Genomic DNA, 23,897 nt, shown 5'->3' on the forward strand with positions numbered 1-23,897 from the left:
AACTTGTCCAATCCCGGACGATAACGAAAAAAAGATCAGAATATCCAGCCATCCCTGGACTCTGATCTTTTTTATTAGGCTCATCACTGAGCCACGTTCTTGTCTTTACATCCTGTGTGAGTCAATCCCGATGATCTGCCTGCGGCAAGGTTTCCACCTGATTGATCTGAAAATACGGCGAATCCGATTTCGTGATCGCGACAATGCCGTCCACGGCTTCATACAGCACCATCATTTCACTCAGCATCTTCTGCTGATTGCGATTCAAGCCCTGTTCCGGAGCCTCAATGATTAACTTCGCTCCGGTCTCGAACATCGTCATATAATATACCAAAGCAACCAGCCAGGCCGTACCCTCCAGTGAAGTTTCTTTCAACAAAATCTCGCTTTCTTCGCTGACGAGCCAGTCTTCGCCTTGATTCCACACCAGATGACCGCCCAGAATCGCGGTTGCCCTGGCCAAAGAAGCCCGGTACAAATAAGGATTCAGCGTCCCGCACTGCGCCATCCGCTTTTCTGCGAATCCAGCAAATCCTCTTTTTAATAAGGGCCGAAGCTTCTCCCGGACACCGTTTAACGCACTGTCCTCACCGAAGCGATCAGCCTGGATAACATAGGTCTCACGTCTTTCACCTTGCATCTCTTCATTGTTAAATTCAATCACACAACTTCCCTCTCTTTCACCAAAAACGTGAACTTCTTCATATTACCGCACTTTTGAATCAAAGACAAGAGGGGATTTCAGCGTTTGAAAAAAATATATCGAAAAATCAAGGAAATGATTAACTTAGCCTTCATCAGGGATTTCCCGTCTGCCAATTCTGCTTCTTGTTGCAGAATAAAGACCCGGTTTTCACCGGGCCTTGTCTGAGAATTCAATTGCGGATTAACCGCGCAGCACCGCCTGACAGTCCTTTTCCAGACGAGTCAGAACCGTCTGATGCACATCCTGAATTTCCTGATCAGTCAGTGTGTGATCTTCCGATTGATAGGTGATCGACAGGGCTACCGATTTCTTGCCGCTTTCAACATGTTCACCCTGATAGACGTCGAAAACCTCGACCTGCTTGACCATGCGCTTGCCTGCCGCCTTGATCGCCTTCATCAGCTGCTCCGCCTTCACTTCTTCGTTTACAACTAAAGCGATATCGCGGTGAACGGCCGGGAACCGATTGATCGCGGTGAATTTGACCTTGCTGGCCTTGCTGGCCAGCAACAGCTCCAGGTTAAATTCCCCATAGACCGCCTTGCCGATCCCCAGCTCCTTCGCCAGGACCGGATGGATTTCGCCCAGGACGCCCAGCAGCTGATTCCCCAGCATCACGCAGGCACTGCGGTAAGGATGGAAATGTTCCACATCCTGATCATTTTCCTTAAAGCTTAACCGTTCCGCCGCAAAGCCCAGTTTGCGCAGCGTTTCTGTCAAGACGCCCTTGGCCGCGAAGAAATCGCTGCGGATGTCGATCCGGTTCAACTTGGAACTCTGCAACGAATCCGACATCACGATCGCTAGGCGTTCCTGCTGGGTATTGACCGCATAAACGTTGGAGATTTCAAACAGATTCACGTTTTCATTCTTATGATTCTGATTGTAAGCCAGACATTCCAGCAGGCTCATAATCAGCGAGGTGCGGACATATTTGCGTTCCTCGCTCATCGGCGCAGCCAGTGCGACCGCCTCGCCCAGCGGCATCAGCGCGTTGTCGACCGCTTTCTGCGACACCAGCGTATAAGTGATGACTTCGGAAAGACCTAATCCGTTCAGTGAGCTGCGCAGATTGCGGCGCATCGTCTGCCGGTCCGTCAGCTGCCCCGCCGTCGCTTCCATTGTCGGCAGCGTGGTTTTCAGATCTTCATAGCCTAACAGGCGGATAATTTCTTCATCGATGTCTTCGCGGATGTTTAAATCCGTGCGGTAAGACGGGATCGTGCAGGTAAAACAGTCGCCGTCCTGAACCGGATTGAGATCCAGATCCTTCAAAACGCCCAGCACCTGATCCATCGTGAATTCTGTGCCTAACAACGTATTACAGTGAGTCAGCGTTTCACTTACGGTTTTCACCGGATCCTCAATCGTTCCCACCAGAACGTTTTCTTCAAAGCCATCGGCTTCGGCCAGTTCTTTTAACAGCTGAACAGAACGATCAACCGCTTTGATCGGCGCCATCGGCTCCACGCCTTTGGTGAAGTGCATTGCGGCTTCCGTGCTCAAACCCAGCCGGCGCGAAGTGTTGCGGATCGATACGGCGTTGAAACCAGCGGCTTCAATGAAAATACTGGTCGTCGATTCGTCGATCTTGCTTTCCTCGCCGCCCATGATCCCGGCGATTCCCGTCGGTTCGCCGCCGGTCGTGATCAACAGATCGCCCTTTTTAATTTCATAGTCTTGTCCATCCAGCGCCTGCATCGTCATTTCAACGTCGTCCACAACGGTGATTTCGTGATGCGGCAGCTTGCTTAAATCATAGTAGTGCAGCGGCTGTCCGGTTTCGACCATGACGAAGTTGGAGATATCGACCACGTTGTTGATCGATTTGATGCCGTAGGCATGCAGATAGTTGGACAGCCATTTCGGCGAAGGGCCCACCTTCACGTGATTGACAACCTTGCCCAGGAATGTCGGACATTTTTCCGTCTTGCTGGCAACTTTGAAGGTATTCGGCGTACCGATCTGACTGGCGGACTTGCAGTCTGGCCAGGTCACCTTGCGGTGCAGCACCGCGCCGACTTCCTTCGCCAGATTCCACATCGCGTTGCAGTCTGCCCGGTTTGGCGTCAAACCAATATCCAGGATCGTATCGTCCAATCCCAGGTATTCCAGAACCCGGGTTTCACCCACCGGCGCCTCGTCGTCAAAAACGTAAATGCCGTTCAGCTGTTCTTCCGTCTGGGCTTTTTTATCCACGCCCAGCTCCGACAGGCTGCAGATCATGCCGTTGGATTCCATGCCGCGCACCTTGGCAGGTTTAATTTCAAAGCCGCCGGCCAGCACGGCCCCGACCTTGGATACGATGACTTTCTGTCCCGCCCGGACATTCGGCGCGCCGCAGACGATATTCAGCACTTCATCGCCGACATTGACCGTCGTGACGTGCAGATGATCGCTGTCGGGGTGGTTCTCACAGGTCAGAACCTGACCGATGACCAGATTCGTGCCTTCGGCCATCTTTTCGATGCCTTCGACTTCCAGTCCGGCAATCGTTAATTTCTCAGCTAAGACTTCCGGGGTGACGCCGTCCAGATTGACGTACTCCTTCAGCCAGTTCATACTCATTCTCATCTTCTTTTTTCCTCCTTCAGCGATTAGTCAAAACGATCGAACATTTTGAGAAACCGGGTATCGTTAATATAGAAATTACGGATATCGTCAACGCCGTATTTCAGCATTGCGACACGCTCGATGCCGACGCCGAAGGCGAAGCCGGAGCATTTCGTCGAGTCAAAGCCCGCCATCTCCAGCACGTTCGGATGCACCATCCCGGCGCCGAGCACTTCGATCCAGCCGGTACCTTTGCAGACCGGGCAGCCCTTACCGCCGCAGATATGGCAGCTGACGTCAACCTCGACGCTTGGTTCGGTGAACTGGAAATATGACGGACGGAAACGGATCTGACGGCCCTCGCCGAACATCCGGTCGGCCATGAACTGCAGCGTGCCCTTCAGGTCGGTCAGCGTGATATTCTCGCCGACGACCAGGCCTTCCGCCTGCATGAACTGATGGGAATGGGTCGCGTCGTCATTATCGCGGCGATAGACTTTACCCGGGCAGATGACCTTGATCGGCAGCTGGCCCTGGGCCTTTTCCAGCTCACGCATCTGAATCGCCGTGGTGTGTGTACGCAACAGCTCCTTCGGATTGATGTAGAACGTATCCTGCATATCGCGGGCCGGGTGATCAGCCGGAATGTTGGCGCGTTCGAAGTTGTAGAAGTCGAGTTCGACTTCCGGACCTTCGGCAACGGTGTAGCCCATGCCGATGAACAGATCTTCGATTTCCTGGCTGATCAGTGTCAGCGGATGCAGCGTCCCGGTGCGAAACGGCACGCCCGGCAGCGTGATGTCGATTTTTTCTTCTTCGAGCTTGCGGTTCATCGCCGCTTTTTCAAGCACTGCCATTTTTGCCTCAATCGCGGCGGCGACGGCTTTCTTGCATTCGTTGACTTCCTGACCGAAAGCCGGTTTTTCTTCCGGGGAAAGGTCCTTCATCATCGTCATCAGCGACTGAATTGGGCCTTTCTTCCCCAGCGTCGTTATCCGGATCTGCTGCAGCTGCTGCAAATCTTCGCAGGCTTTGATTTCTTCCAGCGCCTGAGCCTGGACTTGCTGAACTTTTTCCATAATCGGTTCTCCTTTGTTCCTTTACAAAAATAAAAAACGTCGTTCCTGATTCAGGAACGACGGCTCGCGGTACCATCCTGATTTATCCTCGCCCTGCCTGCCGACACCAACGCGTCCGCCGGCGCAAAGATACACCTTAATTTTCCCTGTAACGTGAGGAAGACGGGGATCATTACTCCCACTATAAAGGTGAATTCGCAGAAACCTGCCGGGCAGAACGGCTCTCAGCGGGTCACCGTCCCTCTCTTTTCCCAGGTTCTTCTGTTACTAATCCTTTAGTTAAACCGCTTTCTAGTAGTTATTATAGCCATCTGAAAATTTTTTTGCAAGCTTTGATTCAAATTGAATGATTTTTTCATGGAAAAGGAGTGAAAATCTACCGAGGGACACCCTCGCAGAAGATGACCTGTTCCTTCCCAAGCAATTTTAAACTATAACCCGCACGCGCAAGATCTCAGGCTGCTGACGCAGCGTGGCGGCGATTTCCTCGACCGCCGGAGTATCCACATCCACTAACGTATAGGCAAACTCTCCTTGCGAGCGGTTGAGCAGATTTTCAATATTGATCCCCTGCTTCGAGATCATGCCGGAGATGTGGGCCAGCATATTCGGCACATTCCGGTGGAAGCAGCAGAGCCGGGCCTGGCCGCTGCGCTCCATGACGACGTCAGGCAGATTCACAGCATTCCGGATGTTTCCGTTCTCCAGATAATCGATCAATTCCTGTGCCGCCATCACCGCGCAGTTTTCCTCCGCTTCCTCCGTTGAAGCGCCTAAATGCGGAATTAAAGTTACACCCCTCTTTCCAGCCAAAGCCGGACTTGGGAAATCCGTAACGTAACCGCGGATCTGCCTGGCTGCCAGCGCCGCCAGCACGGCGTCTTCCTGAACCAGACCGCCGCGCGCAAAGTTGAGCAGCACCGCTCCGGTCTTCATCAATTTTAACTGGCTGGCAGCGATTAAATTCTTTGTCTGCGGCGTCAGCGGCACATGAATCGTCACATAGTCTGCCGTCTTCAGCACCGCTTCCAGACTTTCCGCATGCCGCACCTGACGGGAAAGCTTCCAGGCCGCGTCTACTGAAATATAAGGATCATAGCCAACGACCTGCATATCCAGCTCCACCGCCAGATTGGCGACCAGAATCCCGATCGCGCCCAAACCGATCACGCCCAGCGTTTTCCCCTTCAGTTCCGTTCCGACAAACCGGCTTTTCTCTTGCTCAACCCGCTGCGCTAAATCCGCCGCGCTGCCTAACGATTCGATCCAGGCAATTGCTGGAACGACCGGCCGGCTGGACATCAACAACCCCGCCAAGACCAGCTCTTTAACGGCATTGGCATTCGCGCCCGGCGTATTGAACACGACGATTCCCGCCTCGCTGCACCGCGCAGTCGGAATGTTGTTCGTTCCCGCTCCGGCCCGGGCGATCGCTTTCAGACCGGCTCCGAAATCCATTTCTTTTAAATCCGCGCTGCGCACTAAAATCGCGTCTTCCGCACCGGCTTGTTCTGTAAACTGATAGGAGGCTTGCGGAAACTGCGCCAATCCCGCCTCCGCAATTTTATTCAGACAACGTATGTTTAACATATCCGGTTCTCCTCCTCAAAGCGCCGCATCAGATCGACCAGCTTTTGAACCCCTTCCAACGGCATCGCGTTGTAAATTGAAGCGCGCATGCCGCCGACCGAGCGATGGCCTTTTAAATTGACCAGTCCTTCCGCCTCCGCCGCGGCGATGAATTTCGCATCCAACGCAGCGTCGCCGGTGACAAACGGCACGTTCATGATCGAACGATCTTCCGGACGGACCGGATTGGTAAACAGCCGGGATTGATCGATCTGATTATAAAGCAGCGCCGCTTTCTGTTGATTGTGCGTCTTCAGCGCCGCTAAATCATGATAGCGGTTTTCGACCCACTCCAGCACCAGTCCCAGCAGATAAATCGCAAAGGTCGGCGGTGTATTGAACATCGACTTGTTTTTTGCCTGCACGGCATAGCTCAGCATCGATGGAATCTCCGGACGCTCCTGAATCAGATCTTCCCGCACGATCACAACCGTCAGACCCGCGATTCCCATGTTCTTCTGCGCTCCCGCAAAGATCAGACCATAACGGGAAATTTCCATCGGTTCGCTTAAAATGCAGCTGGAACAATCCGCGACCAGCGGCACGTTCCCGCACTCCGGCAGTTCCTTATATTTTGTCCCGTAGATCGTATTGTTTTCACAAATATGCACATAATCCAGATCCTGCGGAGTCGTCACGCCCTTCAGAATTTCCGTGAAGTGTTCCGCCTCGCTGCTGGCTAAGATCTCACAGCCGCCGATCTTGCGGCATTCCGCAATCGCTTTTTTCGTCCAGGCTCCGGTATGAATCACGCCCGCTTTCCCGCCCGGCTTCAACAAATTCATTGGCACCATCGTAAACTGCAGCGAAGCCCCGCCCTGCAGAAACAGCACTTGATAAGACTCCGGAATCTGCAGCAACGAACGCAGCCGCCGCTCCGTCGTTTCAATAATTTCAAGGAAGGATGAGGATCGATGACTCATCTCCATGACGGATTGTCCGGAAATTCCGTACTCCATCAGTTCGGCAGCACATTTCTGTAAAACCTCGGTTGGCAGCTGGCTGGGACCAGCGCTGAAATTGAAAACTCGTGTCATCGTCGTCATCCTCTTTTCTAATATCCCCATTCTAGCACTACTGGTGTATGCTCACAATCAAATTTTCAATACAATTACATTTATTTTGCATATTTTCATGTAACAAAATGTAAATACGTAATTATTCATTAGAATATGAAAAACTGAGTTCAGAAACAAGGAAAAGACAGCGCCCTTGATCCTTTGATGGATCTGCCCTGTCTTCATTGAAAATCAAATTTTAAATAGTCCTCCAGTAGTTTTTCCTGGTAGCCGCACCGCTGATCCTGCAGCATCCGGCGTTGGATCGCCGCCAGTTCCCCGCAGCCGAGCTTTCCAAAATCCGGCGCCGGCGAGCGTTGAACGATTTATTACTCAGCGCCTTGACGTAATCCTGAACCTCATAATGCCATAGTTTCAGACCCGGGCAACGCCGCAGCATCCGCTGCGCCATCTGCAATCCTTCCGGATCGAAATCGCCGCAGCACCACATCTGCATGTTCGTTTTATCCATTCGCCTTAACAGCTGCCAGACGCATTGATTCGGTTGCCCTTCACTGCACATCAGACTGATGTCAGACCGTTTCTGATGCCTGAGTTCAGTGCTCAGCCGTTCAAAAATCGAAGGGTTTTCAATGATCACAAACTGGGCTGCACTTTCGATCCGCTCTACATTCAAGACATTGCTCAGCGTCACGCTGAACGGTTCAGCTTGTTCGGCAAACCCCTGCCATCCCGGATGCACTTCGCCGCGATTTCCAATTCCGTTCAGATTATAGACTAAGCAGCGGTTGGAGACTTGATCCCGCAGCAGACCCGCTTGTTCTAAAAGCTCGCTTTCCTCCCGGACTTTTTCCTCATCCGGCGAATCGTCCGACAGCTCCCAGCGCAGCGACTGGATTAACAGCCGCCGGACAGGACCGGTATCCAGCGCATGCGGATCATGCAGCACGCGCGCGGCGTAAACCGCAATCAGTGAAACTTCCTGAGTGCGCATCGGCAGCTGATTCATCGCCTCCGCCCACTGCCGCAATACCGCTTCCGATTCAGCGCAGCAGCGGGTGTAAAGACTCCCGCGAGCCTGCCGGATTTCTTCCAGCCACCGGCCTGCCGGTGTTCCGGCCAGCTGCCGTGTCATCTCATCGAAATGCGCTTGTTCCTGCACTCTGCGTTTCTGTTTCTGAATATTTTGTCCCTCCAGCGGTTCATCAAAGACAAGACTCAGCACTTCCTGCAGATCACAACCGTCAAACCGGGTCCGGCTTAACGCCTTTTTCCATTGGCCATAAGTGAGCGTGATCGTGGACTGTCCCCAAAAAGAACCGCCCAAAAGCTCCGCTAAGGCTTCCTGCAAAGATGGATCACATTCGTGCAGAACCAGCTTGCCGCGCCAGGTTCCGCTGTGGTTCCACCGTGTTTTCAATGCTTCCAGCAAAGGTATGAAGGCCGCCTTGCTTTTCAGATATGCGGCAAATTCCTGTTCCGCCTTCATTCCGGAATCCAACTTTTCACACTGCCATTCCACTGGTAGTCCATGACCGTGACATAATGCACACCGTCCGGGCGATAGAGCTCCGCGATCCGCAAATGTTTCACCGATGGATAATCACCCCACAACACCTGAGAATTCATGATGTAATCGAAGCGGAAGTTTTCAATTAACTTAAATAACCCGTCGATGTTATTTTCATCCACACCGGCAAACGCTTCATCCAAAGCGATAATCTGCGGCGCGTCCGGGCGGGCCATTGAATACTTCGCGGAAACCGCGGAAAAGAGCGGAACATACATCGCGATCGCCTTTTCTCCGCCGCTGAAGGAGTAGAAAGCCGAATTAGTCAATTCCTTTTTCTTCTCATCGCCGCTTTGATACAAAATAGTGAATTCAAACCAACGCCGGTAATCCATCACTTCCTGCATGATCTGATGGAAGCTTTGTTGATTTTCTTCTTTTTCCGCTTCTTTGCGGGCCATGGCCAGCCGGTTGCGGAAATGTCCGGCCAGTCTCTGCTGATCCTGCGGCTTCATGATCTGCGCGTCGGTTTCCAGTAAGGTAATCAGCTCGCGGCTGTCCAGTTCCTGATCATTTTCAGCTTTCCGGCCTTTCCACTGCAGCGACAGCCGCAGCGCTGAGCTGGTATTCATTGCACTCATCGCCGTATTCATCCGCTGAACCCATTCGCAGCTGGTCCGGATATGCCGCCGGATCGTCTTGGTAATGGAATTGATCATGATATCCTCAAACAGTGTCCGTTCTTGTTCCTGAATCAGCTGCTGGAGCTCGGCAATCGCGCCGCCGATATAATTGACCAGCGCCTGAAAACCGGCCCGCCGGCCCTGAATTCGTGCTAACAGCTCTAACCGACCAGGGATATCGGCCAGTTCCTCCGGCAGAACCGACCGATAGCTTGGCAAATAATCCTGCAGCACAAGCCGATGATTCTGAAACTGCGCCTGCAGATCCAGCTGACATTGATTTAATGTAGAATCCGAAAACAAGCCGATTTTCAGCATCATGTCAAAGACATCTTCTTTATTCAGCCAATAATGGATTTTTTCATATTCCTCATAAAAATAGCGCAGAATCACCCGATATCAATCCGCATAGATCGCCGTCAGATAACTAGTCTCCATTATTTTTTTAGTCAGTACTTCCGAGATCTGCATGCAATCCCTCATTTCTAATCTTTTTTTTCTCCTTTATTTTACCTATTCTTTCCCAAGATTAAATGTAAAAGATCGGTGAGGAAATTAAATTCTTCCTCTAAAGCTTTCCCTGCCGATCTTTTCCTTTCTTATTTATAAACAATTCGAATAAACGATTAATTTAAGCCGCTTTCCGCAAGAATATCGCTTTGTTTCCAAATCGGAACAAAGGATTTTCTCTGTCATGGTGTTAATCCTTTGTTCTGTTGTTATGGATAGCCCCCTGCTAAATTCAATTCATTTCCGCGAAAAAAAATCAGAGAAGAAGCCCGCCTCATTGGTTTGCTTTTCTCTGATCTTATTTTTATTTCGGACAGGCTATGGAAACACGCCTGTTTCTGAGCCCCGATTACCGCTGGGACATCCGGTGCGCCAGCTTTGTGATCTCGACGACGATCACCGGCACAAACGCCAGACCGACCGCAATCATCAAATGACTTGGATCCAACGCCGCCATTGAGAAGGCACTCGCCAAGAACGGCACATACATCACTAACAGCTGCAAACCGACGCCGACCGCAAAGGCGCCCCACAAATACTTGTTGGAGAAGATCTGCTTGGAGAAGATACTGTGTTCGCTCTTGACGTTAAACGAATGGAACAGCTGCGACAACGCCAGCGTCACAAACGCCATCGTCATGCCGATCTCATGCGCGTCCCGGTTGCCTAAAATATAGGAAATCAAGGTCAAGGTGCCGATCATCACGCCCTGCCAGGCAATCGTCCAGCCCAGGCCGTGCGCGAAGAAGCTTTCATCCTTGCTGCGCGGCTTGCGGTTCATGATATCCGGTTCCGGTTCTTCCATGCCGATCGCAAAGGCCGGCAGGGAATCGGTGATCAAGTTGATCCATAACAGATGCACCGGCATCAGCGGAACGCCCAGATTCCATCCCGGAATCAGAGAAATACAGGAAGCACCGAAGATTGTCAGCACTTCGCCGATGTTGCTCGACAACAGGAATTGAACGTCCTTCCGGATATTATCGTAAATTCCGCGGCCCTGACGCACGGCGTGGATGATCGTCGCGAAGTTGTCGTCGGTCAGCACCATGTCCGCCGCGCCCTTGGCGACATCCGTACCGGTAATGCCCATCGCACAGCCGATATCCGCCGCTTTTAACGCCGGCGAATCGTTGACGCCGTCGCCGGTCATCGCAACGACATGCCCTTTATCCTGCCATGCCTTGACAATCCGCACCTTATGCTCCGGGGCTACCCGGGCATACACGGAAATCTGTTCGATCTGAGCTTCCAGTTCTTCATCGCTCATCGCGCTCAGTTCAGGGCCGGAAATCGCTTTCTGACCCGGCTCGAGAATTCCTAAATTCTTCGCGATCGCCGTCGCCGTGACAACATGGTCGCCGGTGATCATGATCGTCCGGATGCCGCCATGCTTCGCCTGCGCAATCGCATCGCGGACTTCGTCGCGCGGCGGGTCGATCATGCCGCACAAGCCGACAAACGTCAGATGATTCTCAACATTCTCACTGTCCAGATTCTCCGGAATCGCATCCCAGCGCCGCACCGCGACCGCCAGTACCCGCAGCGCGTCTTTTGCCATCGTCTCGTTGGCTTCCTCGGCCGCCGCTTTGCCCGTGAAATTTTCACACCGGCCTAACACGATATCCGGTCCGCCTTTGGTGATCGACAGAATGCCGTCGTCCGTCTGATAGAACACGGTCATCATCTTCCGGGAAGAATCAAAGGCCAGCTCCTCGCTGCGGACATACGTCTTCGCCAGCTCCGGCTTGGTTTCGCCCATTTTATAGCTGGCTTCCACCAGCGCGGTTTCCGTCGGATCGCCGATCATTTTCAGTTTTCCCGCTTCCGGAATCACTTCACCGTCCGAGCACAGCGTGAACCAGCGCATTAATTCTTTTACGTCAGTCCCGGCAGTTTCCGCTTTAAAATCCTGAATGCCCGCTTCCGGCAGATAGGTCTTCACGACTGTCATCTTGTTCTGCGTCAGCGTGCCGGTTTTATCCGAGCAGACGATGCTCGCCGAACCCAGCGTTTCAACCGCCGGCAGTTTCCGGACAATCGCGTTGCATTTGACCATCTTGTTGACGCCCAGCGCCAAAACGATCGTCACGACGGTGGCCAGTCCCTCCGGAATCGCCGCCACGGCCAGCGCGACCGCGGTCTTGAACGCTTCCAGAATTCCCATACCGCTGAACATTTCCATACCAAAGACGACGGCGCAGATCACTAAGCAAAGCATGCCGATCGTTTTGGAAATCTGCGCCAGCTTGTTCTGCAGCGGCGTGGTTTCCTTGCCGCTGTTCATCAACATGCCGGCGATCTTGCCGACTTCGTTTTCCATGCCGATCGCTGTCACGACCATCGTTCCCCGGCCATACGTAACTACTGTGCTGGAGAACGCCATATTCTTGCGGTCGCCTAACGGCACATCGTCCTGCCCCAGCGCTTCGCTGGTCTTATTGACCGGCACCGATTCGCCGGTCAGCGCCGATTCGTCGATCTGCAAATTAAAGGATTCTGCAATCCGGCCGTCACTGGGAATAAAATCGCCCGCTTCCAGCAGCACAACGTCCCCGACGGTCAGCTCCCGGGACGGAATCACTTTTTTCTGTCCCCCGCGGATAACCTTCGCCTGCGGCGCGCTCATCTTCTTCAGCGCTTCCAGCGATTTCTCCGCGTTGTTTTCCTGCACGACGCCCAAAATCGCGTTGAACAGCACGACGATCACGATGATCAGGCTGTCGATCCACTCACCCGGATCCACGATAATGGATATCAGCGCCGCCAAAATTAAAACGATGATCAGCGGATCGGTAAACTGCAGTAAGAAACGCTTCAGCAGGGAATCCTTCTTGACTTCCTGCAGTTCGTTATACCCATAACGTTCTGTCCGTTCCTTTACTTGTTGCTCAGTGAGCCCGGCGCTCAGATCCGTGCCGAGTTCTTCAATAACTTCCTGCGCGGTTTGACTGGTTTTCATCTACATCTTCCTCCTTCGCTGCCTTCACAAAAAAAGGCAAGCCTACCTTCAAAACCTGAAGATAACGGTCTTGCCCATCATTTCTGATTGCTGCATCCGGATCTGTAAGAACAGATCGTGATGACGAATACAGCACGCATCGCTGCGCAGCTACTCCCCATTGATCCAATGGCAAGCGTAATATATCATTCAGTTGAAGAACTGTCAAGATTTCCACTTCCAGTTTTAGACAATTGGACTCAAGTGTAGCAGATTCCTTCTAATTTCATCCGCTATTCTCGAACCGGGGGATTTCACTTGTTTGATTCTATCTCTCAATCCCTTGTTTTTATTGTAACCGAAAAGATGGAATTTATCATCTGCTGAAAATCATTTTTAACACCGTTCTTCACTGGACAGGCTTTCCCTCTTCGCGGTACAATAGGGTCAAACGAGGATGAAACGTATTCATCAAAGCGGAAAGGGTGAAAAAATCATGGAAAGAATTTATGCCGTAGTTCAGGGACAGGTTCAAGGTGTGGGCTTTCGATGGTTTGTCCAGTCGCTGGCTAATTCATTACAAATTACGGGCTGGATCCGCAACATGGAAAACGGGATGGTGGAAATGGAGCTGCAGGGCGAAACCGCGGCTTTGCATCAACTGCTGAGCCGGATCCGCAAGGGCGACCGGTTTATCCAGGTCGAGAACCTCAGTTCCAAGCCGATCTCTGTTCAATTAAGGGAAAAGCGGTTTTCCGTTAAATATTAACGCGGTCTTCCGCAGGACAACATTGTCGTTTTTATTGTTTCCTGCCTTTCATTCTCTTTTAATTCATCGGGCTGTTATACTCTGGAAAACTTCGCTTTCTGCTTTTTGATTTCTGAAATTCATCAGCGTCTGACGCTCTGACTAAATGATGAAAAAAGTCCGTAATTCGCGGACTTTTTTGCTTCGTTGATTGATACTTTACAGATTAGCCTGATGATTGTCGATCGCATACATCAAGCTTGTATAGTTCTCATATAAGAACCGGTACAGCTCGAAGTTCTGTTCCGACAAGGCTACCGCGTTGTTGGTCGCAACGCTGTACTGCTCGGAAATTGCGCCCCAGGTGTTCCGCCCGATGATCCCGTCGGCCGTCAGGCCCACACGGGTCTGGAAAGCACGTACTGCCGCTTCCGTCGCCGCACCGAAGATCCCGTCGACGACCAGCTGATTGGAATTGCCCCAGCCCTGGTTGATGACGTTCAGCGCCATCTGCATGATGCTGACATTCTCGCCGCGGCTGCCTAAGCGCAGCGACGTTCCCGGATAAGCCGGGATCTTCTGGGAAATCGGCGGAACGATCGACTGGGTTTCCCGATAGGCCCGCACCAGGATATCCCAGGTCTGCCGCCCTACGATCCCATCGGCCGTCAGACCGGCTAGCTTCTGGAAGGCCACAACCGCATTGCGGGTCGAAGCGCCGAAGCTGCTGTCGATTTTCACCGTCGGCACACGCGAGGTAAACAACGCGATCTTCTGCAGGTAAAACTGGATTTCCTGCACATAGACGTTGCGGTCGCCCTGACGCAGCGCGCGGCCCGGATAGACGCCCGGCAGCCGGTCCTCGACGCCTTCGGAGCTGAGCTCGGCCAGCTTTTTCACCGCGACGTAAATATAGGAAATCTTATACCAGGTTCCTTTACCGACAATGCCGTCCGCGGTTAAGGAAAACTGCCGCTGGAACGCCTTGACCGCGTTCTCCGTACCTTCTCCGAAAATACCGTCGATCGGATAGGTTGGCGGAATATTCGGATAGTTTACGGCAATCCGGTTCAGCTGATTCTGGATGATCGCCACGCTGTCGCTGCGCACGCCGCGCTGCAGATTCAGTCCCGGGAAGGAACCGCTGACCCCCTCGATTCGATTGGTATCGATCAATTCAATATCATTTCCATAATAATATTGCAGAATTTCAAAAGCGTTGAGGCCCTTGTTTGCCTGATCGACAGTGCCCCATTGCTTTAAGCCTTTGCACCATACCTGCCGGCCGTCGCAATATTCCGCGTAATATGGATTCACCGTGTTCACCTTGCGGATATATTCGTTGAAAATATCGTCGACGACCTTGCTGATGCTGGTGAAAATATCCCGGCCGTATACGAAATACTGATCGAACGCCGTGCTGTTGGTGATATCGAACGAATAACCGCGGCTGCGGTACCATTCAGTATAAACACGATTCAAGCACAGCGAGATCTGACAGTAAATATTCGCACGCAGACTCTGTTCCGGCCAGGTCGGATAAATTTCGCTGGACGCTACATTCTTAATGTAGTCCTTGAAGGTCACCGTCACATTTTGGGCGCTGGCAGTCGGCCGGCCCAGATGCACGGTCACATATTTGGGAATAATCGGATAATCCAGAATGTACGGCGCGATCGATTCCTCGGCGTCGCCTGCGCCGACGCTCTCGTTAAAACCGCAGCAGCCGCCGCGCGAACAGCCGCAGGAACGAGCCATGGAGCGGGTCAGGGCATGTTCGGGAATTTCGATGAATTCCTCAAACTGCGGCGCCAGTTCCTCGTCGGCATTGAGCAGGTCTACCTGCAGCAGCGCTTCCTCCTGCGCGAAAATCTGAACATTGCGGAATGTCCGGTCCGCAAATCCGGCTTTGGACACCGTTACATGCACCTGCGCGTACGGCTTTGTCTGATTGTCGGGATTCAAGCTCAGCTCCCGGTCGGGCGCCTCGATTCGGATTACCGGACTCTTGCCGTTCGCTCCGCTGCTCAACCGCAGATCCACCGTCTGATCGTCGTTGGTCACGATGATCGCCGCGCCTTCGATCGGCAGCGCTTGCTGAGCCACGGTTACTTCTACGATTAAAGTACCATATTGCATCGCTGTCACCTCCACTGCTACGATATGCGATACCGCATTTTTCAGTTGGGCAGGGTTCAGTATTCTGTCGATTTCCGAAGTTTTTTGATGTAAGCGGTACCGAAAAAACTTTTTATGAATGTAACCGTTTACTTGTGAAAAAGTTGTCATAAGCCTATTGCAACGTCTTTTTCGACATGCTATAATCACACCCGTAAAGACAAGTGAAACTATTCACAACAAGGAGGATATTCTGATGGAAGAAACACTTAGCCCGGCTCAGGCGGAAGTCAATCAATTAGTTGAAAACGGCTTGCAGGCCCTGGATGACTTTTTAAAGCTGGATCAGGACCAGGTCGACTACATCGTCGCCAAATGTTCGGTCGCAGCCCTGGATAAACACGGCGAATTAGCCAAACTGGCGATTGAGGAAACCAAGCGCGGCGTCTTTGAAGACAAGGCCACCAAGAATCTGTTCGCCTGCGAATATGTTGTCAACCACATGCGGCACCTGAAATCGGTCGGTGTCATTAAGGAGGACGAGGTTCAGGGATTAACCTACGTCGCCGAACCGGTCGGCGTCGTCGCCGGCGTCACTCCGGTCACCAATCCGACATCCACCGCGATTTTCAAGAGTTTAATCTGCCTGAAGACGAGAAACCCGATCATCTTCGGTTTCCATCCGAACGCTCAGCAGTGCTCCGTCGCGGCCGCCAAGGTCGTCTATGAAGCCGCGGTCAAAGCGGGCGCCCCGAAAAACTGCATTCAGTGGATCGAACATCCAAGTATGGAAGCAACCTCGGCGCTGATGAATCATCCGGGTGTCGCAACGATCCTGGCTACCGGCGGCAACGCGATGGTCAAAGCGGCGTACAGCTGCGGCAAGCCGGCCCTGGGCGTCGGCGCGGGCAACGTTCCGGCGTACATTGAAACGACCGCCGATATCAAACAGGCGGTCAACGACATCGCCTTGTCCAAGGCGTTCGACAACGGCATGATCTGCGCTTCGGAACAGGCCGTCATCGTCGATAAGGAAATCTACGACGACGTCAAGGATCAGTTCAAGAATTACAATGTCCACTACGCAAATAAGAAAGAAAAGGAAATGCTGGAACAGTACATGTTCGGCGTCAAGGCCTTCACCAAAAACGTCGGTGCGGCCAAGCTGAATCCGGATATCGTTGGTAAGTCCGCGGCCTGGATCGCCGAGCGGGCCGGCTTCACCGTCAATCCGCGCACCAGCATCATCATCGTGGAATGTAAGGAAGTCGGACCGAACGAACCGCTGACCCGCGAAAAATTATCGCCGGTGCTGGCCATGCTGAAAGCGGAATCGGTCGACGATGGGTTCGATAAAGCGGAAGCGATGGTCATGTTCAACGGCATCGGCCACAGCGCCGCCATTCACACCGCCAACGCCGATTTAGCGAAGCGTTTCGGCGAACGGATCAAAGCCTGCCGGATCATCTGGAATTCACCAAGCACCTTCGGCGGCATCGGCAACGTCTACAACTCCTTTATTCCGTCCCTGACCCTGGGCTGCGGCTCCTACGGCCACAACTCCGTATCGGATAACGTCAGCGCCGTCAACCTGCTGAACATCAAGAAGATCGGAAAGAGGAGAAACAATATGCAGTGGTTTAAAGTGCCGTCTAAAATTTATTTTGAACGAGATTCTATCGAATATCTCCACAGCATGCGGGATGTTGAGCGGGTCTTCATCGTTACCGACCGCTCGATGGTCGATCTGGGCTATGTCACCCGTGTTACCGATCAGCTGGAACAGCGCCGCAACAAGGTTCAGGTTCAGCTGTTCTGCGACGTCGAACCGGATCCGTCCATCCAGACTGTCAAAAAGGGCCTGAGCCTGATGCAGGCGTTCCGGCCGGATACGATCATTGCGATCGGCGGCGGTTCTTCAATGGACGCGGCGAAGGGCATGTGGTTATTCTACGAACAGCCGGACGTCAACTTCGACGATCTGAAGCAGAAGTTCATGGACATCCGCAAGCGGGCGTTCCGCTATCCGGAACTGGGCAAAAAGTCCAAGCTGGTCTGCATCCCGACGACTTCCGGCACTGGTTCAGAAGTAACGCCGTTCGCCGTCATTACCGATAAAGAGGAAAACAAGAAATACCCGCTGACCGACTACTCCCTGACGCCGACCGTCGCGATCGTCGACCCGGCGCTGACGATGAGTCTGCCGGCTTCGATTACTGCCGACACCGGCATGGACGTGCTGACGCATGCGACGGAAGCCTATGTTTCGACGCTGGCCTCTGATTTCACCGATGGTCTGGCGCTGCAGGCGATCAAGATGGTCTTCGAATATCTGCCGCGGGCGGTTGCCAATGGCAAGAACGATCCGGAAGCACGCGAAAAGATGCACAATGCCGCAACCTTAGCGGGCATGGCCTTCGCCAACGCCTTCCTGGGCATGAATCATTCCCTGGCGCACAAGATCGGCGCTGAATTCCATGTGCCGCACGGCCGCACCAACGCGATCTTACTGCCTTACGTCATTCGCTATAACGGAACCAAGCCGGAAAAGCCGGGCGTCTGGCCGAAATACAACTATTACAAAGCCGATGAGAAATACGCGGAATTAGCCCGCTTGATCGGTCTGAAATTCAACACCGTCGAAGAAGGCGTTGTCGCTTACGCCAAAGCCTGCGCGGATCTGGGCGCGGACTGCGGCATCAAGATGAGCTTTAAGGAACAGGGTCTGGACGCAAAGGCCTGGGACGCCGCCAAGGAAAAGATCGCTTACCTGGCTTATGAAGATCAGTGCTCTCCGGCGAACCCGCGCGTACCGATGGTTACTGATATGATTGACATCCTGCGTGCTTCCTACGAAGGCGACACCAGCTACTACACGAAATAAACAAGAACAACTTTCCCTTCCCATTTAAATCATTTCTGTCGGGACTGATGTTCCTCAGTCCCGACGTTCGCCTTTCCTGAATCCCGGTTCAGCGCCGCTTCGCTGGATCGGGATTTTTTACGTCCTTGACGCAGACGCTGCTTTCAATGAGAAAGTCGGTTGGCAAAATAGATCAGATTGAAATCTCAATTTCTTGACAGCTTGATTCTGTGAGGAGAACCTAAAAAAACCGCAGGCATGATTTAACGCGCGCGGTTTCCTGTTTCTTCGTTTCCTTACAATCTTTTCAAGCTTGCGGCCTGGCCCTGATTCTCAATCTCCCGGATCACGTCCCTTAGCTGCTCCAACGGGACTGCCGGACTGTACAAGTACCCCTGATAATGGGTACAGCCCAAGGCCTTCAACAGATCGCGAACCTCCGCGGTTTCCACATATTCCGCGATCACCGTGAAATTCATCGACTGGGCCAGATATAGAATCGACTGAATGATCTGCCGGCCGCTCTCGTTCTCCCGGGCATTTTTCACCAGGCTGCCGTCCAGCTTGACCAGCTCAAACTGACTGCTTTGAAGATATTTCAGCGATGTGCTGCCCATGGAGAAATCATCGACGGCCAGCGAATACCCCAGATCTTTGAATTCCTTCAGCCGCTGACGCATCGCATCATCCAGAAGCAGCGTGTTCTGCTCCGTGACCTCAATGCAATACCGGTCTTTCGGCACCGGATGATGCCGGAGAAAATCCGCGAAGACTTCCGACTTTAACGTATCCACCGTGACATTCATGGAGATCACCGCGTCAATTCCGCTGAAATCCGCCTGCAGCACCTGCGTGAACACCGCCAGCTCCAGCGTCTGCAGCTGATCGGTCTCCTTCGCCAGATCGATGATCAGCGGCGGAGGCACCTTGCCATAGCGCGGATGGGTGTACCGCAGCAGCGCTTCGACGCCGAAGCAATGATTGTCCGCGTCAAACTGCGGCTGATAGCCCATCTCGATATGATTCTGCTGCAAGTCATATTTCATTTCCGCCGCCAGCAGCTTCGCAAAGTTGCCGATCATGCCGTGCGCGCCGATCAGATTCGTCGGTTTGCCTTGTTCCATCTGTTCATTCTGCATAGCGATCAGCTCGCTCATCTGCCGCTGCGACTGCCGGATCAGAATTTTATCATAAAGCAACACAAACGGCGCGTAAATTCCCACGCCGATTGCGATATTCACAATTTGAAGCACCACTCCGGCCCATGAACCGGTCGCCATATAGCCGCTGATCAAAGCCGGCGTTGTCCATTCCACGCCCTGCACGCACAGCGGCACCCAGCCCAGCCCCATCGCCAGCGACGAGGTGAACAGACAGACCAGCGGCGTCAGTAGAAACGGCGCCACAAACACCGGATTAAACATTACCGGCAGGCCGAAAATCATCAGCTCATTAATATTGAACAACATCGGGATGACCGCCGTTTTCGCCAGCGTCCGGTTAACGCGCTGACGGCTGAACAGCATCAGCGCGATCAGCAGACAGATCAGCGTCCCGCAGCCGCCGATAAAGACAAAGTTATCGAGAAAGGTCTTGGTAAAGATCTCGGTCGGTTCCAGCCCCGCGGCCACCGCCGCGACGTTGATCTGCATGCCTTCCTGAAACAAAGTCCGCGAAACATTTTCAAGAACGTTGGTTCCATGAATGCCGAGCAGCCACAGCACCGACGACAGAAACACAAACAAGGCTGAACTGATGAATCCCCGCCCCATGTGCCGGAACAGCGTGTTGGACAACAGCACGAAAACTTCCTGAAAGCTTTCGGTATGGAAGATCAGACGGATGCCCTCGTTGAACACCGCCGCTGACAGCAGCACCGCCAGCATCGGCAGGATGGCCGTGAGCGCCTGATTGAAATTATAATCCGCACCCGGCGTAAAGAAATGTTCGGCCGGCATCTTCCGCCGTAGCCAACAATACGTGAAACTCGTGAAAAACGCCGCGCACACCGCGGTGAATGTCCCAACCGCACCCGCAGACTCCAGCTTCAGACCGCCGTTAAGAATGATAAACACCATGATCGCCGCCGGCGGTACAATCCAATCCCCGGGCAGCGGTTTTTCTTCGGTCTGCAGCGCACCCCAGGCCAGACATCCCGTCAACAATACCGACAGAATGCCGAAGGTACATTGATAAAGCAGTTCCGCCAGCTCCTCAATGAAAATCAATGCGGGAAAATAGCCCGCGAACGTCCGGATCAGCAGAGAAAAAGATCCGATCATTAAAATCGGAATCGCGATGGTCAATCCCGCCCTGACAGAGCGGATCAGCCGGTAAGATTCCATTTTCGCCAAACCGGCGCTGAGCTTCTCTATCCGCATGCTTTTCTCCCTGATTTTCTTCTATTATACCGCATTTCGCGCGGAACGTCCGGGTTTATTTGTCCGAATTACAAACTAAGTGCACGGATTTGCGGGCGCCTGTCCCCAGCGATCGTCGATAAACTGCCGGATCAGACTGAACGCATCCTGCCGGCAGCCCTCGTTTTCCAGCAGCTCATGACCGCAGGCCTCGAAGCAGACGAGCTGTTTGCGTTCGCTCTGAATTTGATGATAAGCGTATTGCGAAGACGACAGCGGCACGAATTCATCCTGCAGTCCCTGCAGAATCAGCGTCGGACACGTCACTTTTTTTACCGCCGGCTTCAGCTTTTTCACCAACTCGAAAAACTGCGGGAAATATTCATATTCCAATAACCGCTCGTCCATATACGCCTTAAACTGCGATTCACTGTGCTTCAAAATCGCAGCGTATTTCGGAATCAGACGGCTGACCGTTTCCAGATTCATGTACTCAAACGCCGGCGCGACCAGCACCAGCTTATTCACCGCCAAAAAGGAAGCCAGAAACGCCGCGATCACCCCGCCCATTGAAAAGCCCAGCAGCGTCACTTCATACCCTTTTTCAAGATACGCCGTGACCTCCTGGTTTGCGCGGGCTACCCACACCAGCCATTCCTTTTCATTTTTATCCTCGTCATACAAATCAAAGCAGCGGTATTCCAGCCCGGAATCCGCCTCGCACATCGTTTTCAGATAATGAAAATCTTCCTGCTTGCGCCGGCCGAAGCCATGAATCGCGATCAGCACGCGTTTTTTGCGGTGGGAAGCGAACAGCCCGTGGCGGATCATCCGCGCCTCCGATAGCGGTACAGGCAGATCCCCGCCGCCACCGCGACGTTCAGCGATTCAAAGCTGGACATTTCGATAAACGCCCGCTGATCACAGATGTCCAGCGTCGCCGGCCGGATTCCCTGACCTTCATTGCCCAGCACGACCGCGATGTTTTCACTGACCGGCAGCTCGCTCAGCGGCTGCGCCCCCTGCAAGGCCGTTCCGATCACCGTTACGCCCGCTTCCTTCAATTCATTCAGCGCCGGAATCAACTCCGTCCGCGAAATCGCGATGTGAAACAGCGCGCCCTGAGTGGAACGCACGCATTTTTCATTGTAGACGTCGGCGCAGTCCGGCGAAAGCAAGACCTGATCAAAACCGAAAGCCACCGCCGTGCGGATGATCGTCCCGACGTTGCCGGGATCCTGCACCCCATCCAGCACAACCGTCCGCAAGCCGGCCGGCGCCGTTGTCTTCTGCGTACAAACCGCGATCAACCAGGCGCCCGACACATTCGCACTGAGCTTGCGCATGACGCTCTCGCCGCACACGATCGCTTCCTTCTCTCTTTCAAACGGATTCGTCCGGCCCGCTTCGATCAACAGCTGTTCCACTGCGCCGGCTTTTAACGCTTCGCCGATCAGGTGTTCGCCTTCGACCAGAAACTTTCCGGTTTGATCGCGATATTTTTTCTGCTGGAGCTTCGCCCAGTTTTTAACTTTCTCATTCATCGGGGAATTGATTTCCATAAATCGTCCTCCTGTCGTTTCTACTCTTATGATAATCAATCGGCGCGGAAAAAACCAGAATCTTTTCAGATTCCGGTTTCGTTTTTATTTCCTGGACGCCGAACGGTCAGCCGGCGGATACGCGCAGTTATAGGTTTTCCCCGGTTCCAGCTGGATTCCGCGGGCCTCGAACAGTTCGCTGACGGTCACCAGCTGATAGCCCTTCTCGCTCAACCATTCGATCACCCGGACGCTGGCCTGGGCTGTCGGTTCATACATATCATGCATCAGGATGATATCGCCGTCCTGAACCTCGCGCATGACCTCGTCAACGGATTTATCCGCGTTCTGATGCGCCCAGTCGCGTGTGTCGATCGACCACAGGATCAGAGGGTACGGCGAGGTTTTCTTCAACGTATCGTTATAGGCACCATACGTCGGACGGACTAACAGTTCCTGCCGATCCAGCGAACCGGCTTCGGCGATCGCATCCCAGGTTGCGCCGAACTGATCAAGAATTCCCTGGCTGCTTTGCTTGGTCAGATCGACATGACCGAACGTATGGTTGCCAACCTCGCTGCCTTCCTCAAGCATCCGCGCGACGATATCCTTATGATTCGCGACCCGGCTGCCCAGCACAAAGAACGTCGCCGCACCGTTGTGTTCCTTCAGCGCATCCAGAATCACCGGCGTTACCTGGCGGTTCGGTCCGTCGTCATAGGTCATCGCGACCATCGGCCGGGTTGGATCAATGATCCGCCCATGCGTCTGTAAGCCCAATAAATTGCGGGTGTCCTCATCGACGTAGCCGATCACTTTGTTCAGCGGAATCACCGCGATCAATTCCTCACTCTGCGCGGCCAGCGTCTGCGGCGGCAGGACGACGCGCAGCTCGTCTTCGCCTAAATACAATTCTGCTTTATCATTGATCAGCACATTTTCATCCACTTCATAATCAGAACCGGCGGTCTCCGGAGCCAGCGTCGTCAGGAAGCTGCGCATTAAAAACGCGAGATGCTTCATGCCTTCCTCCGAGAACAGATCGCTGAACCGGATCAGCCGGTCCTGCTGCAGATCGAAAGTCCAGGCCCGGACTTCTTTCATATTGATCGCGCCGGTGCGTTCAAAGCTGATCTGCACCGAACCATACCGTTCATTCAGTTCGTAGGATTCATAATCGGCATACAAGGTACATAAACCTTCGACGCCTTGATTTTCCTGCTCAAATTTTTCAATTGCCTCCTTCACCGCCGCTTCGATATTCGCGTCGATCTCCGCGCTGCCCAGATGCGGATAGTACACGGCGATCGCCCGCCGGCCCGTCACCTTGATCTTCTGCTTCATCTTTCCAATGCGGTGATTCTCTTCGATGGTCTGACGCATCGGTTCCGGCAGACGCCGACGTTGATGTTCACGGCTCCACGACTGTCCGATCAGCACGCAGATTGCAGCTAAAATGAATAAGTAAATCCCTAACCGCCATTTTGTTTTTGTTTTCACGCTTCTCACCTTCGTTATCACTGTATGCCCCGGCAGGATAAAAAAGACGCTGACTGTGACTTTCCTGGTTTCACTTCATTAACTAGTTCGCTCTTGAAAATTGTTTTCCACACAATAAAAACATCAGGAAGTTGAAA

Annotated in this window: 15 protein-coding genes; 2 read left to right on the forward strand and 13 right to left on the reverse strand. The window is 53.1% G+C overall.

What is annotated here, in order from left to right; genetic code table 11:
- Positions 1–121: 121 nt before the first annotated feature.
- The 8 genes from DWY25_RS13640 to DWY25_RS13675 all read right to left on the reverse strand — a co-directional run bounded on the left by DWY25_RS13640 (position 122) and on the right by DWY25_RS13675 (position 12,651).
- Positions 122–664, reverse strand: coding sequence for a hypothetical protein (locus DWY25_RS13640; RefSeq protein WP_006059759.1), 543 nt, complete (start codon positions 662–664; stop codon positions 122–124).
- 222 nt (positions 665–886) lie between these two features.
- A complete protein-coding gene (gene pheT, locus DWY25_RS13645; protein WP_117895696.1) occupies positions 887–3,280 on the reverse strand; it encodes a phenylalanine--tRNA ligase subunit beta in 2,394 nt (797 codons plus the stop codon).
- Positions 3,281–3,303: 23 nt separating this feature from the next.
- Positions 3,304–4,338 (reverse strand): phenylalanine--tRNA ligase subunit alpha, encoded by a 1,035-nt coding sequence (gene pheS, locus DWY25_RS13650; protein WP_117895697.1) that lies wholly within the window; start codon positions 4,336–4,338, stop codon positions 3,304–3,306.
- Positions 4,339–4,764: 426 nt separating this feature from the next.
- Complete coding sequence (locus DWY25_RS13655) at positions 4,765–5,928, reverse strand: phosphoglycerate dehydrogenase (RefSeq protein ID WP_117895698.1); 1,164 nt, start codon at positions 5,926–5,928, stop codon at positions 4,765–4,767.
- Positions 5,922–7,004: a 3-phosphoserine/phosphohydroxythreonine transaminase gene (gene serC, locus DWY25_RS13660; protein ID WP_117895699.1), complete on the reverse strand. Its 1,083-nt coding sequence runs from the start codon at positions 7,002–7,004 to the stop codon at positions 5,922–5,924. Before serC ends, DWY25_RS13655 begins: the two co-directional genes overlap by 7 nt.
- A gap of 220 nt (positions 7,005–7,224) precedes the next feature.
- Positions 7,225–8,475, reverse strand: a complete 1,251-nt coding sequence (locus DWY25_RS13665; protein WP_117895700.1) for a TIGR02679 domain-containing protein — start codon at positions 8,473–8,475, stop codon at positions 7,225–7,227.
- On the reverse strand, positions 8,472–9,500 hold the full coding sequence (locus tag DWY25_RS13670) for an SbcC/MukB-like Walker B domain-containing protein (RefSeq protein WP_220412955.1): 1,029 nt from the start codon (positions 9,498–9,500) through the stop codon (positions 8,472–8,474). Before DWY25_RS13670 ends, DWY25_RS13665 begins: the two co-directional genes overlap by 4 nt.
- A gap of 538 nt (positions 9,501–10,038) precedes the next feature.
- Positions 10,039–12,651, reverse strand: coding sequence for a calcium-translocating P-type ATPase, PMCA-type (locus DWY25_RS13675; RefSeq protein ID WP_117895702.1), 2,613 nt, complete (start codon positions 12,649–12,651; stop codon positions 10,039–10,041).
- A 475-nt stretch (positions 12,652–13,126) separates the two neighbouring features.
- Between DWY25_RS13675 and DWY25_RS13680 the strand changes: the two genes are divergently transcribed.
- Positions 13,127–13,399: an acylphosphatase gene (locus tag DWY25_RS13680; RefSeq protein ID WP_039864864.1), complete on the forward strand. Its 273-nt coding sequence runs from the start codon at positions 13,127–13,129 to the stop codon at positions 13,397–13,399.
- A 198-nt stretch (positions 13,400–13,597) separates the two neighbouring features.
- On the opposite strand, the gene DWY25_RS13685 is transcribed toward DWY25_RS13680, so the two are convergent.
- Positions 13,598–15,517: a peptidoglycan-binding domain-containing protein gene (locus tag DWY25_RS13685; protein ID WP_220412956.1), complete on the reverse strand. Its 1,920-nt coding sequence runs from the start codon at positions 15,515–15,517 to the stop codon at positions 13,598–13,600.
- 235 nt (positions 15,518–15,752) lie between these two features.
- Between DWY25_RS13685 and adhE the strand changes: the two genes are divergently transcribed.
- Complete coding sequence (adhE, locus tag DWY25_RS13690) at positions 15,753–18,380, forward strand: bifunctional acetaldehyde-CoA/alcohol dehydrogenase (RefSeq protein WP_117895703.1); 2,628 nt, start codon at positions 15,753–15,755, stop codon at positions 18,378–18,380.
- Between the two features lie 275 nt (positions 18,381–18,655).
- On the opposite strand, the gene DWY25_RS13695 is transcribed toward adhE, so the two are convergent.
- The 4 genes from DWY25_RS13695 to DWY25_RS13710 form a co-directional block, all read right to left on the reverse strand.
- A complete protein-coding gene (locus tag DWY25_RS13695) occupies positions 18,656–20,740 on the reverse strand; it encodes a PTS sugar transporter subunit IIC/EAL domain-containing protein (protein ID WP_117895704.1) in 2,085 nt (694 codons plus the stop codon).
- Positions 20,741–20,815: 75 nt separating this feature from the next.
- On the reverse strand, positions 20,816–21,550 hold the full coding sequence (locus DWY25_RS13700; protein ID WP_117895705.1) for an alpha/beta hydrolase: 735 nt from the start codon (positions 21,548–21,550) through the stop codon (positions 20,816–20,818).
- Positions 21,547–22,281, reverse strand: a complete 735-nt coding sequence (locus DWY25_RS13705; RefSeq protein ID WP_117895706.1) for a TrmH family RNA methyltransferase — start codon at positions 22,279–22,281, stop codon at positions 21,547–21,549. Before DWY25_RS13705 ends, DWY25_RS13700 begins: the two co-directional genes overlap by 4 nt.
- An 84-nt stretch (positions 22,282–22,365) precedes the next feature.
- Complete coding sequence (locus tag DWY25_RS13710) at positions 22,366–23,760, reverse strand: polysaccharide deacetylase family protein (RefSeq protein ID WP_117895707.1); 1,395 nt, start codon at positions 23,758–23,760, stop codon at positions 22,366–22,368.
- Positions 23,761–23,897: the final 137 nt, after the last annotated feature.

Source organism: Holdemania filiformis (assembly GCF_003459085.1).
Classification (GTDB): Bacteria; Bacillota_I; Bacilli_A; order Erysipelotrichales; family Erysipelotrichaceae; genus Holdemania; species Holdemania filiformis.

What these genes read in the sequence shown, in the direction of transcription:
- DWY25_RS13685 (WP_220412956.1), bottom strand. Translation starts at nt 15,517, where the DNA reads ATGCAATATGGTACTTTAATCGTAGAAGTAACCGTGGCTCAGCAAGCG.
- adhE (WP_117895703.1), top strand. Translation starts at nt 15,753, where the DNA reads ATGGAAGAAACACTTAGCCCGGCTCAGGCGGAAGTCAATCAATTAGTT.
- DWY25_RS13655 (WP_117895698.1), bottom strand. Translation starts at nt 5,928, where the DNA reads ATGTTAAACATACGTTGTCTGAATAAAATTGCGGAGGCGGGATTGGCG.
- DWY25_RS13705 (WP_117895706.1), bottom strand. Translation starts at nt 22,281, where the DNA reads ATGGAAATCAATTCCCCGATGAATGAGAAAGTTAAAAACTGGGCGAAG.
- DWY25_RS13700 (WP_117895705.1), bottom strand. Translation starts at nt 21,550, where the DNA reads ATGATCCGCCACGGGCTGTTCGCTTCCCACCGCAAAAAACGCGTGCTG.
- DWY25_RS13675 (WP_117895702.1), bottom strand. Translation starts at nt 12,651, where the DNA reads ATGAAAACCAGTCAAACCGCGCAGGAAGTTATTGAAGAACTCGGCACG.
- pheT (WP_117895696.1), bottom strand. Translation starts at nt 3,280, where the DNA reads ATGAGAATGAGTATGAACTGGCTGAAGGAGTACGTCAATCTGGACGGC.
- pheS (WP_117895697.1), bottom strand. Translation starts at nt 4,338, where the DNA reads ATGGAAAAAGTTCAGCAAGTCCAGGCTCAGGCGCTGGAAGAAATCAAA.
- DWY25_RS13695 (WP_117895704.1), bottom strand. Translation starts at nt 20,740, where the DNA reads ATGCGGATAGAGAAGCTCAGCGCCGGTTTGGCGAAAATGGAATCTTAC.
- DWY25_RS13670 (WP_220412955.1), bottom strand. Translation starts at nt 9,500, where the DNA reads ATGATGCTGAAAATCGGCTTGTTTTCGGATTCTACATTAAATCAATGT.
- DWY25_RS13680 (WP_039864864.1), top strand. Translation starts at nt 13,127, where the DNA reads ATGGAAAGAATTTATGCCGTAGTTCAGGGACAGGTTCAAGGTGTGGGC.
- DWY25_RS13665 (WP_117895700.1), bottom strand. Translation starts at nt 8,475, where the DNA reads ATGAAGGCGGAACAGGAATTTGCCGCATATCTGAAAAGCAAGGCGGCC.
- serC (WP_117895699.1), bottom strand. Translation starts at nt 7,004, where the DNA reads ATGACACGAGTTTTCAATTTCAGCGCTGGTCCCAGCCAGCTGCCAACC.